Origin of the sequence: Rhodococcus sp. SG20037, from assembly GCF_031763325.1 — a bacterium.
GTDB classification, from domain to species: domain Bacteria; phylum Actinomycetota; class Actinomycetes; order Mycobacteriales; family Mycobacteriaceae; genus Rhodococcus_F; species Rhodococcus_F qingshengii.
Map to the genome: position 1 here is coordinate 3,294,502 of NZ_CP134497.1, position 14,279 is coordinate 3,308,780.

At 61.6% G+C, this 14,279-nt stretch carries 14 protein-coding genes; 3 read left to right on the top strand and 11 right to left on the bottom strand.

Translation table 11 applies throughout. The annotated features are described in order from the left end of the window. Positions 1-33: 33 nt before the first annotated feature. Positions 34-624 carry a dihydrofolate reductase family protein gene (locus tag RHP72_RS15180; protein WP_311093558.1) on the top strand — a complete coding sequence of 197 codons (591 nt, stop codon included), beginning with the start codon at positions 34-36 and terminating at the stop codon, positions 622-624. 433 nt (positions 625-1,057) lie between these two features. On the opposite strand, the gene RHP72_RS15185 is transcribed toward RHP72_RS15180, so the two are convergent. Continuing rightward, positions 1,058-4,570 carry an NACHT domain-containing protein gene (locus RHP72_RS15185; protein WP_311093559.1) on the bottom strand — a complete coding sequence of 1,171 codons (3,513 nt, stop codon included), beginning with the start codon at positions 4,568-4,570 and terminating at the stop codon, positions 1,058-1,060. Positions 4,571-4,714: 144 nt separating this feature from the next. Between RHP72_RS15185 and RHP72_RS15190 the strand changes: the two genes are divergently transcribed. Then, positions 4,715-5,095 (top strand): hypothetical protein, encoded by a 381-nt coding sequence (locus RHP72_RS15190; RefSeq protein WP_311093560.1) that lies wholly within the window; start codon positions 4,715-4,717, stop codon positions 5,093-5,095. Positions 5,096-5,358: 263 nt separating this feature from the next. Here RHP72_RS15190 and RHP72_RS15195 read toward each other — a convergent pair whose 3' ends face one another. From RHP72_RS15195 to RHP72_RS15235, 9 genes are all read right to left on the bottom strand, one after another. After that, entirely contained in the window at positions 5,359-6,141 is a 783-nt protein-coding gene (locus RHP72_RS15195) for an alpha/beta hydrolase (protein WP_311093561.1), read from the bottom strand. A gap of 201 nt (positions 6,142-6,342) precedes the next feature. Further along, positions 6,343-6,858, bottom strand: coding sequence for a DUF1990 family protein (locus RHP72_RS15200; protein WP_007729847.1), 516 nt, complete (start codon positions 6,856-6,858; stop codon positions 6,343-6,345). Further along, a complete protein-coding gene (locus tag RHP72_RS15205) occupies positions 6,858-7,217 on the bottom strand; it encodes a VOC family protein (protein ID WP_311093562.1) in 360 nt (119 codons plus the stop codon). Before RHP72_RS15205 ends, RHP72_RS15200 begins: the two co-directional genes overlap by 1 nt. 10 nt (positions 7,218-7,227) lie before the next feature. After that, positions 7,228-7,869 carry a ScbR family autoregulator-binding transcription factor gene (locus RHP72_RS15210; protein ID WP_019748499.1) on the bottom strand — a complete coding sequence of 214 codons (642 nt, stop codon included), beginning with the start codon at positions 7,867-7,869 and terminating at the stop codon, positions 7,228-7,230. Positions 7,870-8,028: 159 nt separating this feature from the next. Next, positions 8,029-8,949, bottom strand: coding sequence for a HAMP domain-containing protein (locus RHP72_RS15215; RefSeq protein WP_283383835.1), 921 nt, complete (start codon positions 8,947-8,949; stop codon positions 8,029-8,031). A gap of 145 nt (positions 8,950-9,094) precedes the next feature. Further along, the gene (locus RHP72_RS15220) at positions 9,095-9,841 is read right to left on the bottom strand and encodes a cobalt-precorrin-6A reductase (protein WP_058226718.1); all 747 of its coding nucleotides are present in this window, start codon (positions 9,839-9,841) and stop codon (positions 9,095-9,097) included. A 23-nt stretch (positions 9,842-9,864) separates the two neighbouring features. Further along, positions 9,865-10,614 (bottom strand): precorrin-4 C(11)-methyltransferase, encoded by a 750-nt coding sequence (gene cobM, locus RHP72_RS15225; RefSeq protein WP_003944967.1) that lies wholly within the window; start codon positions 10,612-10,614, stop codon positions 9,865-9,867. Further along, on the bottom strand, positions 10,611-11,894 hold the full coding sequence (cbiE, locus tag RHP72_RS15230; protein WP_283377428.1) for a precorrin-6y C5,15-methyltransferase (decarboxylating) subunit CbiE: 1,284 nt from the start codon (positions 11,892-11,894) through the stop codon (positions 10,611-10,613). The genes cobM and cbiE overlap by 4 nt, the downstream gene beginning before the upstream one ends. Further along, the gene (locus tag RHP72_RS15235; protein ID WP_007729858.1) at positions 11,891-12,652 is read right to left on the bottom strand and encodes an SDR family NAD(P)-dependent oxidoreductase; all 762 of its coding nucleotides are present in this window, start codon (positions 12,650-12,652) and stop codon (positions 11,891-11,893) included. The genes cbiE and RHP72_RS15235 overlap by 4 nt, the downstream gene beginning before the upstream one ends. A 30-nt stretch (positions 12,653-12,682) precedes the next feature. On the opposite strand from RHP72_RS15235, the gene RHP72_RS15240 reads away from it, so the two are divergent. Beyond that, positions 12,683-13,108 carry a PPOX class F420-dependent oxidoreductase gene (locus tag RHP72_RS15240; protein WP_030536346.1) on the top strand — a complete coding sequence of 142 codons (426 nt, stop codon included), beginning with the start codon at positions 12,683-12,685 and terminating at the stop codon, positions 13,106-13,108. Here the strand turns inward: RHP72_RS15240 and RHP72_RS15245 are convergent, their stop codons facing one another. Next, positions 13,109-14,245, bottom strand: coding sequence for a Xaa-Pro peptidase family protein (locus RHP72_RS15245; RefSeq protein WP_283377429.1), 1,137 nt, complete (start codon positions 14,243-14,245; stop codon positions 13,109-13,111). Positions 14,246-14,279: the final 34 nt, after the last annotated feature.

Genomic DNA, 14,279 nt, shown 5'->3' on the forward strand with positions numbered 1-14,279 from the left:
GTCACTCTGCGCGTATCAGGGGAGAACAACGAGATGAGACCACTTCGATACTCGATCAACGTCACCCTCGACGGCTGCTGCCATCACGAGGCGGGGCTTCCACCCGACGAGGAGTCGATGCGCTACTGGACCGCTCAGATGGAACGAGCCGATGCTTTGCTGTTCGGCCGGGTGACCTACGAGATGATGGAGTCGGCGTGGCGGCGGCCCGCAACGGGGGCGTGGCCTGACTGGATGGACGAGTGGGAGATCCCGTTCGCCGAGGCAATGGACCGGGCTAAGAAGTACGTCGTGTCGAGCACGCTGAGCGGGGTCGATTGGAATGCCGAACTAGTGCAAGGCGACTTGGGGTCAGCGATTCAACGGCTCAAGGAGCAGCCCGGCGAGGGTCTGTGGGTTGGCGGCGTGACACTCCCCCTGGCATTGGCAGACCTGGGACTGATCGACGAGTACGAGTTCGTTGTGCAACCGGTCCTCGCCGGACACGGACCGACGTTGCTCGCCGGTCTGCGCAAGCGCATCCAACTCGAACTCGTCGATCGCCACGAGTTCCAGTCGGGTGCAGTCGCCGTGCGATATCGGCCCACTTCAGTACCGCCCCCGGGTCAGGTATCGGACGGTTAGTCGACGCATGGCTGGACATGCGCGGTTGAAAGACATGTCGTCGCCTCAGGTCGGACACGAGAAAGTTTCCAGTCTTGTTCGATGTTCGGTATTGACCGGACACTCGGCACAGCACGAGCATTAGCCACCGAAGTCTCCGGACAACCCTCGACGAGATCGAAGCATCGAACTGGATCACGAACAAGTTCGTTCCGCCCGGCGGACAGAAAGGAGCATCGGCCGCCAGCGGTCATTCCGGCCGGCCTAGCTCCGTGCGCACTGCACGTCAGGCTGGTTGGTAACCGGTTGAAGAAGCCAGTGTCCAGTCTTCAAGGCCCCATATCTGAGCGCCCGTTATCGCCAACACATCAGCATGTACCAACAAGTCGACGAACGCGCCGCGCTCGCAGGGTGGACCACACAGTCTGACCTGGCGCAGATTTAGGGCTGCGATCTACGTTGATTTCCGTTCCGGTCGCGTTCCTGTGTCGCAGTGTACGCAGTCTTCTTCCTCGAGGTCGTTCGTGTGCCAGCAGTCCGTACAACGCCAGTGCGTTGCCTCGCTGTCGCTTTCCGCTGACCCTCCAGCTGCAATGCGTATTGTCAAGTCGCAATGGTTGCGAAGACGCCGGGTTGCCGCTAGTTCTCCACTCTTGTCGGCCAACTCGACAAGGATTGCTGTCGTGTGCGTCACTTCGGGCCGATCCATCGAAAGAAACTTGTCGAAGATAGCCGCCGGATCGGATGAAAGTTGGGAAGCTGCTGCGCAAACCCAAAAATGGCATGGCGCACGATCATTCTCGATGTGCTCTAAGAGATCATCGCTGAGGGCATCGGACTTTTCGTCCCAAACGAGTTCACACGCGGACCGTGCGATGAAGTCCGCTGGGGAACAAAGCAGGTGCACCATCTTCTCGTGCGCCGCCTGCAAGTCGATTTTGCCGCTAGCTAGTGGTGCTTGATGAGGTGGTAGGCGCTTGATGAAGCCGAGGCGCATGAGGTCTTCAAGGCCCGTATCGCCACTTGTGTCGCGGGCATGGTTAACGATCGTTGCCACGTTAGCTGGGTTGATATCAGCGGCTTCGCAGTACAGCACTGCCAGCTCTGTGAGGTCTTTACCGATCTCGTTGTGGGCTTGAACACCCATGCGCGAAGCCGACTCTGACCCGAGCTCCAAGACGTCCACGAGGTCCAAGACATCAGTGGACCACCATTTTTCGGATGTGGAGAGTGCAGATCCCGTAGTTGCGACGCGACCCAGTGATTCCATCTCGTGTGCTGACCAGCGTCTTCCATCTGGGGCTTCGAGAATGTGCTTCGGAAGCGATCTCAGGGGCGTCTCGCGAGCTATCGAAAAGCCCGCGCTTTCGAGTGAACTGAGTATGCGTTGGCGTAGTCTGGAACTCATCGATGCACGGCTCGCGCACTCTTCAGCATGTTTCGCCATGTCGGGTGTGAACTGGTTGACAAAATGAATCGCATCTACCGTCAGTTCGATTCGGCCGCTCAGTAATGGCTCACCGGAACGGATTTTGAAGACATGACCGCGTCGTCCTTTATCTATAATTGGTTTCGGGTATGCCGGAAACTCCAGTTCAAAGGCCGAACGCAGCTTATCGAGTTCTCTGTCAGTCAATGTCCTACCATCGACACGTGCATCTGTGATGACTGCGAAAGACGTTGCGACAGCGCGTTCATCGGCGCGTTCAGCTTGCGCCGTTACGGCATCTCGTCGAGTGCGAAGTTCCAGTGGACAACGGAGCCGCGCTGCCGACAGCACGAAGGGCCAACGAGGGCCGTCGCGTAATTGTCGCGCCGCATTGCTGTCGATCAGTTCCCAGTCCACCCTGATATGGTCTCGCTCACGGGTTTCAGCAGTCGCCGCGTCGCAAAGTTTCGCCAGGCACCGTTGGACAGTCGAGGTCGGCAGGTCATTCTTGGTGCCGAAGGTCGAGACCCAATCCAGCGCGCGCTCGGGTCTCGTTCCGTCGTTTAGAAATAGTTCAGCGAGCTCTTGGTCCTTACCGATTGCGAGCAAGGCGGTGTCAACCATTGATTCGTCGGCGAGTGCGTGAGCGACCCAGCCCTTCTTTGCATCTGCGCTAGCTTTGGTGACCCACAGTGCATCAGCCAGTTCTGCGAATTGACGACTGCGAGGTTCGATCAGATTGGATTCAGATATGACGAAGACACTCATACGTTCGTCCCAGAATTCTACTGCGTGCGTGGCAATCTCGTCCGCTTCACGCGCACCTAGTTCCCAAAACTCTACATACATCCTCCCCACAGATTCGATAGCATTTTGCACACTCACAGGCCCTGACCGGGCGAGGGAGTGTCCTATCACGGTGAAGGCGTCTAGGAGCATTCGTGGAGTGAGTAATCCGTTGTCATAGTCGATAAGAATGCCGGCAGAACGTTGACGCTCCCAGGTCTCGATTCCAAGTCGAACGGCATCTTCGAGGATAGATGCGGGTGAGGATGCTACCGAAACATGTTCTGCGGCGATCAGACTCGCAATCGTCATCGCAAGTAGGGGGACCTTCGATATCTGCTCGGAGTCCGTGAGGACGTTCTCAAGTGCGCGGATCTTAGCTGCCTGCCATCTTTCTCGGCAGTTCACCAGATCCTGAGCGGACAGCGCGTGAATCAGTGCGATCGGAATCGTCTGCGGTGACTCCGGAGGGGCCAACTCAACCGAGGGCAGCCCTAGGTGCTTCACCTGGACGAGAATGCTAGGTCGCGTCGTCACCACCACACCGTTGCCGCGGAGGTGCCCGTCGAGCAGTTTCTTCAGGCCAGCTAGCACATGTCGAGTTGCAGTTCGGCATTCGTCGACCCCGTCGAGAACCACAAAAAGTGCTCCGTCGGACGCGTGTTCCTCGATGATTGAGATGAGGTCCTCGTCATTGGCGAGATGATCGGCGCACGACAGGACTAGTCGGAGGTTGACATCTGATTCGTGCTCGACTTTCTTCGCGAGTTTCCGGAGTCTAATGACGACCGGAACCGGCGCATTGCGATCGGAAGCCAATGACGCTGCGAGCTGATCGATCGCTGTCGATTTCCCAGCACCGGGCCCTCCATACAGGACGTAGCGCTTTAGTCGCCGAGTGACATCCATCAGCGGATAAGAGCGGCTGCGCTGGTCACTCTCAGGGGCGTCCATCGTTCCTTTAATCTGACGCATCAACCCTTCTATGCGCAGAGTCGGAAGTTCGCAGCCTATCGGCGGTTGAATTGTGTCGCGAACTGCAGAGACCGCCTCCCTGTAGTCGTCAATTAACTGACGTTGAGCGGTGAACCGTTGAGCAGGTGCGCCTGAAGTATCTGAGATGATGTCGATTCCCCCGTTCGACAGTTGCCGCCATAGGTCGGGGATGGTGCACGCTGACGCGGTGCCAGCAAGATGATGGGTAAAGGTCTTGAGTATCCCTATTGCGGACTCGACTTGAGTGTTTGCCTTCAGAATCGTACTGATCCATGCAGTAGTTGACTCGTATCCAGGGGAAGTGACGTCGGTGCAATCGATCCGCCAAGCATGCAGCGTGTCGAGCAATAACTCCCGCTCGATGCCGTCGAACTCTTGTAACTCTTCCCGGATAGCTTGTAGTGCACCACTCTCGTCCGCACTAAGAGTTCCACCCGTTCGGCGTTTCCGCAGCGCAGTATTGAGTTCACGGACTTCGCCGACAAACTCGGCCGCCGCGATCACCAGCTGATCGTCATACCCATTTACCCTGCAGTGATTGGCAACTTGCTTCAGCGAGTCACGTAGATGCTTGTTGCGGCCACATGTGCGCTTGCATTGGAAGTACGCTCTGGATCCGTCGCGATTTGTAACAACAAGATCGTCGACCGGGTCGATCGACTCGAATTCAATCTTCGTCGGCTCCTGACCGGCGCCATACTCGAGTGCCAGGACGGGGCGTCCAATTAGACCAAGGACTGCCACTACTGTCGCCACGCCACCCCGGTAGGTACTACCAGCCTCGTTCGCTTGTCCGCCTCGGTTCTCCACAGTGCATTTGTACCCGCACACGACAATCGAGAATGTAGAAGGTCTGACGCCGGGAACAGGGCCAAGTATGGACTCCTCGACTCGGCAAGCTTGAACCGCGACTGGTACGCAGGTGACCAACCCTGGTGGGCCGAGGATTCGATCGGTGACGGCGGCCCCTATGTACTGCTCACGCCGGGCGGAGCTGGCAAGGCCACGCTGGTCAATGAACTGAAGCGTCGCGAACCCGACAGTATTTCGTTTGACCTGCGGCTACAACGATCCCTCACCGAGCTACTCAACTCCTTTTCTCCAGGCGAGTCCTCGCCTGGAAAACACCCCGGATCCACCGGCTCCGTCGACGCTGTCGACGAAGCACTCCAGGTCGACGCGGGCATTCTGACCGAAGAATTGCGCGAGCAGGCGTGGAATCATCTCCCTAACATGCACATCGAGGTTATCGTCGTCCTTGACATCGGCCCGCGGGCCTGAGCGCGCTCGATGCCGGCGTCCGGAAGCCGCATCGTGAGTTCCGAGTACCGCAATCGGATCTGGACCATGAAAACCACGTCAGGACGTCCACTGTTGAACGGTCTGTACTTGCTGTAGTTCCAACCGTCGAGGGCGCAGTTGTCGTTCCATCGAAGGCGCGCGACAGGGACGAATCCGGGTTTCGCGTAGATGTCGGGCAGCAGAGTACCGAAGCAGTCCACGTATCGGCGTCCGGCGGCGCCGGACGCCGATACGTGTTCACGTCAGCTCACAGGAGCGCCACCGCTCCCGCCGAGGTGGCGGGCGAAGAACCGAGCCGAACTGTCGCGCTCGTAGTCGGGCACCGGATAGTGCCTGCCCGAGTAGGCGTGCAGCGTCTTCTCCTTCGAGCCGAAGGCATCGAACAACGCTATCCCCGACGTGCGGTCGTAATCCTTGTCGTCCCAAGGGACCCGGTACTCGACCGGGACCGTGAGCTTTCGCGCTGCCTCGATGAGGGAGTCGTCCACAAAAACTCCCCCGAAGCTCACGGCAGCGATCCTGGATTCGACCGGGGCCAACATGAGCCCGGTCACGACCCCTAGCGACACGCCGCCGAAGCCGATCGGAGCGTCGGCGTCGACGGCGGGCAGCGTTTGCAGAGCGTCGATGGTCGCCTGCCATTCCGGCACTGCACGCTCCGCCAGCGATCGGTTGTACTCGACGACGATCGGGGCGATCGGCTCGTGGGCCGCCCTAGCCTGGTGGATCGCCTCGACCCACTGTTCGTCCTGTGTGTTCCGCGGCCGGTCACCGTGTCCGGGCGCGTCGATCGCGGCGACTGTGAACCCGTGGGAGCTCACGCTGTGGAGTGCGCTGGCAACCAGTCCCGGCGCCTTCTTGTGCATGCCGCCGGAGTGCCCGGACAGCAGAAGTGGTGATCCGACGGATCCCGATGGCGGTGACCAGAGCACGCCGGTGATGTCGTCTACAACGAAATGGCGTTCGATGACACCGTTCGACGTTGTCTCGGAAGTGAATTCGATGGTCGGAGAATTGGATTGCATGGTGTTACCTTTCGGGATTGCCTACTCGAGGCGCTCCCGGCGACACCTACGTCGATCGCCGATCCGTGAACACGAGTGGGAGCACCCACATGGTTACTGCGTTCATGGGTCTCACCTCCTGGCGTGTTGTCACGGTCTCGCACAAGCTATCAACCCGAACCGAAGCTCGTCCAATCATTTTTCCAGCGCGCCCGGCAGCGGTCAGACCCGCGATCGGGCGACGCTCTGGCGGACGGCACGGATGTAGCGGCGCGTGACAAACGCCTGTACTCGACGTCCGATCGGAGCGCCGAGACGCACCCACCACGTTCCGGGCTTGGAGAACGCAACGATCTCGATACGAACCGCTTGGCTGGCCTCGTCGAACTGGACGACAAACAATTCCTCCCCGCATTCGGGGTGGCCCGCGCGGGTTCCGTACGCGAAGCCCTTGCGATTGGGTTCGTCTACGACATAGACGATCCGAACGGGGATAGTTACCGGACCGAGTCCGAAGGTCGCATCCTGACCCGCCACGGCGGTCGGGGCTGCCGTCCGTACGGCCAGTCCGGCTCCGCGGTGCATTCCCCAATTCGCGACGGTTCGAGCGGCAACCTCGAAATCCTCCCGTCCGGATCCGACCGTCGCGCTCTCGTGAACGTGGTGATAGCCGGCGGGGAGAACGCCTGACGTTGCGCCCACCTCGAGGTACGTCAGCCCGCCCGGGCGGGACGCCATCATTGCTCGCGTCGGTGGCTGAGGATGTTGATCACGTGGCCGTCGGGGTCGGCAGCGAAGAACCTGCGGATACCCCACGGCTCCTCGGTGACGGGATAGACGATGGTGTCGCCGCGCTGCACCGCGGCCTCGTACGCCGCGTCGAGATCGTCCACCTCGACGGAGACGTCCGGTACTACGGGCGCATGAGCGTCGTGCGTCATGACGCTGATCTGCAATGACGGATCCGTCGGCGAAGCCAACGTCACGATCCACCCGTGATCCATGACAACTTCGAGGCCCAGCACTTCGGTGTAGAAGCGCTGCGCGGCCTCGAGCGAGCTACTCGACAGATCCGAAACTATCCGCGTGACGGCCATGTCCCGCAGGCTACGCCGCCGCCGGAGTCCACCGCGACTTGACGAGGCGCTCGATGTCACCGGAAAGTTCGTCGCTGACGATTCCCGGAAGCAGGATCTGCCACATCTCGTCGACACGATCCGGAAGATCCGAGCGTCGGGTGAGGACGTTCGAAACCAGCTGTACCCCCGTGAATGCCGAGGGCATGAACCTGCCGAACGATTCTGCGCTGACCGATTTTCGGATTTCACCTTCCGCCTGAGCTCTGGCGGTGAGATCGGTGATTGCCGAGATCCATTCGGCGTACGGTTCCACCGGCCCCTCGTACGTGCTCAGTTCCAGCGTGAGGCGAATGCCCGCGCGAACGATCGGCTCGTCGACAATCTGGCGTGCCATTTCGTGCGTGAGCATGATCATCTGTTCCAACGGGTCCTTGCCCGTCGCGGAAATCGCCTGCACCGACTCGATCGAGAGCCGATGCTGTTCGGCAATGATGAATTGCGCGAGCTCGTCCTTCGACGCGAAATGGAAATACAACGCGCCCTTGGTAGTACCGGCCCCCGAGACTATGTCGGCCATGCTGGTGCTGCCGTAACCAGTCTTCTCGAACTGCGCGGCCGCGCCGGCAACGATTTGCTGCCGAGTCAGCTCGGCGCGTGCTTGCTTGACCACTGAATCCCTCTCGTCCTCCAAAGGCCCCCGCCCAGCAAACCCCACGGTTCGCGCCACATTCCAGCTATACCCAAAAACTTCACAATTGCCCCACATTACCAGCGCTCCTTCCATTGCTTCAATTACGAATGCAACAAAGTCGCTGGTCAGACGTCCGATTTAGAGGGAATCTCCTCTCCCCAACGTGCTTTCGTCAACCCGCGCACGGTCCACCAACTCTCCGACGAGGAGCGTCAACTCCATCATCTGGTCGGTGATTTCCTCACGCAGCTGCGTTGCATCCGCCTCGGAAATCGCGCTGGACTTGGTATCGAAAGACATCAACAACTCGATATTGGTGCGAAGTGCAGTCAAAGGAGCCAGAAGGTCCTGGCCCGCTTCGGTGATCAGACTTCTCTGGCGTGCCCGCGATTCCGACAACGTCCCGAGCATCCGATTGAAACTGACTGTCAACGACGCCAACTCGTCGTCACCGGTCACCGGGATCGGCGCAAGATCATCCGTTTCGGCGACCCGCCGCGTCGCCGCAGTAAGTCGCGCAATCGGCCGTAATCCTGTGCGTGCCACAGCATCTCCGGCCGCGTAAGCTAGGGCGATTCCGGCCGCCCCGAGTGCCGCCAACACCACTGCCAGTCGCTTGAGTACCGAACGCGTCGGCCCCAGGGATTGCGCGACAACCAAAGTCTGGCCCGCAACCGAGGGCTCGACAAGAATTCGATACGCATCAACCGTCGCGATTGTCTGCGACGAATTGCCGTCTGCGATCGACCTGATGGCGTCTGCGCTCGTGCTGAACGGCGGCAGACCGGGAGTCGCCGTCACCAAGGCGCCGTCGGCAGTGAGAAGCCCCACCGCCTGGATGACCGCTGTATCCGCGCCGGCCGTCAATCCCAGAACCGGTGTGACACCGCCGAAATTGACGGTGTCGGTGATCGCGTCACTCGTGCGCTCGAGTTGTCGATCGACGTTGCCTTGCAAATACGCGTTGAACACTATGTACACCGCCGACGCCGACACGATCACCGCGATCGCCACCAGGCCTGCAGTCAGCAATTTCACGCGAGCATGGAGCGTCCGCACGTGAATTCCCGATGGTTTTCGACGGCTCATTCCGGGAACCGACACTCTCATGCGCGGTCCCGCAGTGCGGCGTCGAAAAATCCCAACATCCCTCCAGTATGGTCACGGAACCTTAGACGAACCTGAAGCGAACGCGATGTCGGCCTCACAGCGCCGTTCCACGACCGAAAGCCGTGAGCCAGTCCATCGCCTCGGCTTCGGTATCGAATGCCGGGACGGTCGCCGGGATCGGTGGTCGTTCGACGACGATCACCGGGATCGACAATTGCCTGGCTGCGGCGATCTTTGCGTACGTCTGCTCGCCGCCACTGTTCTTGGTGATCACGACGTCGATGCTGTGAGTTCGCATCAGATCGACTTCCGCTTCGATGTCGAATGGACCACGTGCGAGCAGCAATTGCGAGTGAGGCGGCAATGTCCCTGAAGGCGGATCGATCGAGCGCACGAGAAACGAGACGCTCTTCACGCGGTCGAACGCCGAAACTCCTTGCCTCCCGATCGTCAGAAAAGCGCGTGAGCCGACCGTCGGCACCAACTCTGCGGCGTGATCGAGATCGTGTGCCGGAAGCCAAGTGTCACCGAGTTGCTCGCGCCAGGGCGGGCGTCGGTACATGGCGTACGGCACGGAATTCGCAAGGCACGCTTCGAACGCATTCTGGGTGATGCGAGCGGCAAACGGATGCGTGGCGTCGAGCACTGCACGAATATCATTGGCCGACAACCACTCCGACAGCCCTTCGGCTCCCCCGAACCCGCCGATACGCACTTCCCCCTCCGGCCATCGAGGATCACGAACCCGGCCGGCCAGCGATGTGACAACCTCGAGGTCGGCTGAACCGGCCAAGCGAGAAGCGATCACTCGACCTTCGCCTGTGCCGCCGAGCAGGAGCACGCGACGACGAGTACCTGTCGAGGTCAGTGTGTGCTTCTCTCGCGCGCTGCCGAGTAGAGGTAGCTGTCCGGAAACCCCTCCGCAGTCAACACTCGGCCGACGATCACGACGGCCGTCTTCGTGATGCCGGCCGCATGAACAAGTTCGACGATCGTCTTCAAAGTGCCTCGAACAACGATCTCCTCGGGCCGTGAGGCGAAGGCGACCACCGCGACCGGGCAGTCCTCGCCGTAATTGTCGGCCAACTCGGATGCGATCTGTTCGATGCGATGAGCGCCGAGGTGAATCACCATCGTCGCGCCGCTGCGGCCGAGGGACCGCAGATCCTCGCCCTCCGGCATCGCCGTCGACAAGGTGGAGACTCGGGTGAGAACAATGGTCTGCGAGACGCCTGGGACAGTCAGCTCGCGCCCCAGCGCGGCTGCAGCCGCGGTAAATGCAGGAACACCGGGAATCATGTCGAAATCGACTCCTGCGGCGTCCAGGCGACGAGCTTGCTCTGCCACTGCACTGAAGATCGACGGATCACCGGAATGCAAACGCGCGACGTCCAGCCCAGCGGAATCCGCTTCGACAAGAATCGCGGTGATCTCGTCCAGGCTCAGCCGAGCAGTGTCCACGACCTGAGCTCCGACCGGGCACCACTCGAGCAACTCCGCTGGAACAAGGCTGCCTGCGTACAAGCACACAGGGCTCGCAGCGATGATCCGTTGCGCGCGGACAGTGATCAAATCTGCCGCACCGGGACCCGCACCGATGAAATGAACGGTCATTGTGTGGATTCCTCCGGCGTATCTGTGTCTGCGCCTGCAGACGGCTGACGTTTTGTGACGGACCATTGGACCACCGGAAGTTGCGGTCGCCAAACGTTGAACGTTCCCAACGGCTCGGCGCGCTGCACCTGAAAGCGTCGCAGCGTCCCACCATGGCGACTCATCCAGCCGAGCAGCAACGATTCGGACTCGGCGGTCACGGCGTTCGCGACCAGACGACCACCCACGCTCAACTGCTCCCAGCATGCTTCGAGCATTCCCAGTTGCGTGACGCCGCCGCCGACAAACACCGCATCGGGACGTCGGACTTCGTCCGCAAACGCCTCCGGCGCGGCCCCTTTCACGTTCAACGCGGGCACGCCGAGATTGAGTGCATTGGCACCGATCTGCGACACGCGGCTCGCCATCTTCTCGAATGTTGTTGCAGTGCAACGTGGGTGAGTTCGCATCCACTCGATGGCGACGGTTCCCGACCCACCGCCCACGTCCCAGAGGTGTTCTCCCGGCGCCGGTGCGAGTGCACACAACGTCAATGCGCGGATCTCCTGCTTGGTCATCTGACCGTCGCCGACAAACGCAGCATCCGGTAGCCCCGGGATTCGAGTCAGCCGCAAGAGAGGATCGGCCGCGATGCACTCGACGGCCAGAACGTTCAACGCGTCCACGTCCTCGTCCGCGTGATCCCACTCGTCTGCGACCGTGACGGTCCGCGATTCCTCGGCCCCGCCCAGCTGGGCCAGCACGGTCACGATCGATCGTCCGAAGCCCGCGCCGGACAACAGACGTGCCACCTCCCCCGGTGTCGAGCGCCCGTTGCTCAGAACCAACAGGCGCGCGCCATCGACCACTGCCGCCAAGACGGTCGCCGAGTCTCGGTTCACCAGGCTCACGACGTCGACCTCGGCCGATGCCCATCCCATTCGCGCGCTCGCCAACGCCACCGACGACGGGTGCGAGATCACTCGCACGTTGTCCGCGCCGAGCAGCCGGACCAACGTGACGCCTAGGCCGTGGAACATCGGGTCACCACTGGCGAGAACACATACTCTGCGGTCCGCGTTCTCGGCGAACATCGACGGCAACGCCGGAATCATCGGAGACGGCCAGGTGAGCCTGGTGGGCGCACGCCGTGCCCCGAGATGTGTCGCCGGGACCAAGTCCAGCTGGCGCGGCGACCCCATCAGGACCTCCGCACCGAGGATTGCGCCCTTTGCGCTCTCGGACAGCCCGTCCCAGCCGTCGGCGCCGATGCCGACGATCACCACCGGGTGTGCGGTCATCGCGGCATCCGGCGCCAGATCGTCTGAGGCAGAAGCCGCATGACGAAGAACACCGGCTGCAGAATTCGCGGAACCCACACACGCGTCGCCCCGGATTTCAGTCCCCGTACGACGGCGTCGGCGACCTGCGACGGAGTGCTCGACATCGGGGCAGGCGACATTCCCTCGGTCATCTTCCCGATGACGAACCCTGGCCGTACCAGCATCAACTGGACGCCCGAACCGTGCAGCGCGTCGCCGAGACCGCTGGCAAAACCGTCCAAGCCGGCCTTTGCGCTCCCGTAGACGTAGTTGGCGCGGCGAACCCGGACGCCGGCGACGGACGAGAACACCACGATCTTTCCGGTTCCCTGTCGGCGCATGATCTCTGCGAGGTGGGTGAGGATGCTGACCTGTGCCACGTAGTCGGTGTGCACCACCGCGACCGCGTGCGCCGAGTCGGTTTCGGCACGCGCCTGATCGCCGAGAATTCCGAAGGCCAGCACTGCAACCGAAATCCGACCGTGCTCGGCGACGACGGCGCCCAGGAGCTCTCCGTGAGTGTCCACGGCGTCGGCGTCGAACTCGACGGTGGAGACGTCGACAGCGCCGGCGTTTTTGAGCATCTGCTCCTGCTCCGACAGCTCTCCGCTGCGTCTGGCAGCCAGAACGATGTTGCGGCCCGGCGCGAGCCTGACCGCGATCTCGAGGCCGATCTCACTTCGTCCGCCGAGGAGCAGTACCGTCTCGATGTCATTCACGTTCGCACCCGCAGTCACCGCTCCAGTGTCCTGGATTACCGTCGTGGCATGACGCTCACCCCCTCCACCACGCCATCGTCACAGCAGACTCTCACCGAAGACGGGCTGAAGTTCGTCGGTGAATACCACCTCGCGACACTCACGACGTTGCGTCCGAACGGCACCCCACACGTCGTTGCCGTCGGGTTCACCTGGGACCAGGAAGCCGGAAAGGCGCGCGTGATCACCAGCGGTGGCTCACAGAAGGCGATCAACGCAGCGCGTGGCGGATACGCCGCCGTCAGTTCGGTCGACGGTGGCCGTTGGCTCACGCTCGAGGGGCCGGCACGCGTGCTCACCGACGCGGACTCCGTGGCCGACGCCGTTCGGCGCTATGCCGAGCGGTACCGCCAGCCACGGGTCAATCCCGCGCGCGTGGTCATCGAAATCGACGTCACACGCATACTCGGGTCCGCTGCGTTCAAGGAAAGCTGATCAGGCGAGGACAGTCAGGCCGTGCGGACGGTTGTTGAACGACTCGCAACCGTCGGCGGTCACGACGACGATGTCCTCGATACGGGCACCCCAACTGCCGCGGAAGTAGATTCCCGGTTCGATGCTGAAGGCCATACCTTCGACGAGTTCGATGGCGTTGCCCTCGACGATGTACGGCTCCTCGTGCACGGACAGCCCGATACCGTGACCGGTGCGGTGAACGAATACCTCTGCAAGCCCTTGTGCGGCAAGCACTTCGCGGGCTGCAACGTCCACGGATTCTGCGGAGACTCCTGGCCGCACCGAATCGACCGCAGCCTGCTGCGCCGCCTCGAGTACCGCGAACTGTGCGGCAACCTCCGCGGACGGCTGCCCCATGCTGTACGTGCGAGTGGAGTCCGAGTTGTATCCGGGCTCGACCGGTCCGCCGATATCGATGACCACGATATCGCCCCTCTCGATCACCCGGTCCGAAACCTCGTGATGCGGATCGGCGCCGTGCGGGCCCGAACCGACAATCACGAACGCGGCCTCGGTATGCCCCTCTTCGAGAATCGCCGCCGAAATCGCTTCGCCTACTTCAGCTTCCGTACGTCCGACGACCAAGAACTCGGCCATGCGGGCGTGGACACGGTCGATGGCCGCACCGGCTCGCCGCAACGCCTCGATCTCGGCGCCGTCCTTGACCATCCGCAATTCGCGCAAGACGCCGGTGGCGAGAATCGGCAACGCGCCCAAGGTGTCTGCGAGCGGGATCAGATGCAGCGCAGGCATCGCATCCGTCACCGCAACCTTCGCGCCGGTCGGGAGTTGCGCCGCCACAATCGCATACGGGTCGACACCGTCGACCCAGTCGAGGACGGTCAACCCGAGATCGCCCACTGCCGATTCCTTCAGCGACGCCAACTCCAGCCGAGGAAGTACGACGGACGCCTTCGCCGTGTCCGCGGCGATGACCAACGCGGTCAAGCGCTCGAACGAGTCAGCCCGAGAACCCGTCAGGTACCGCAGATCCGGACCTGGAGTCACCACCAGACCGTCGAGACCTGCTGATCGAGCCAACTCGGCGGCACGAGCGATACGTGCGCCGTACACGGCGCTGGAGAATCGGGAATCCTGTTCGGCTGGAGACGTCATGGCTTACAGGTTAGTGCCGACTGGCAGGATGGTG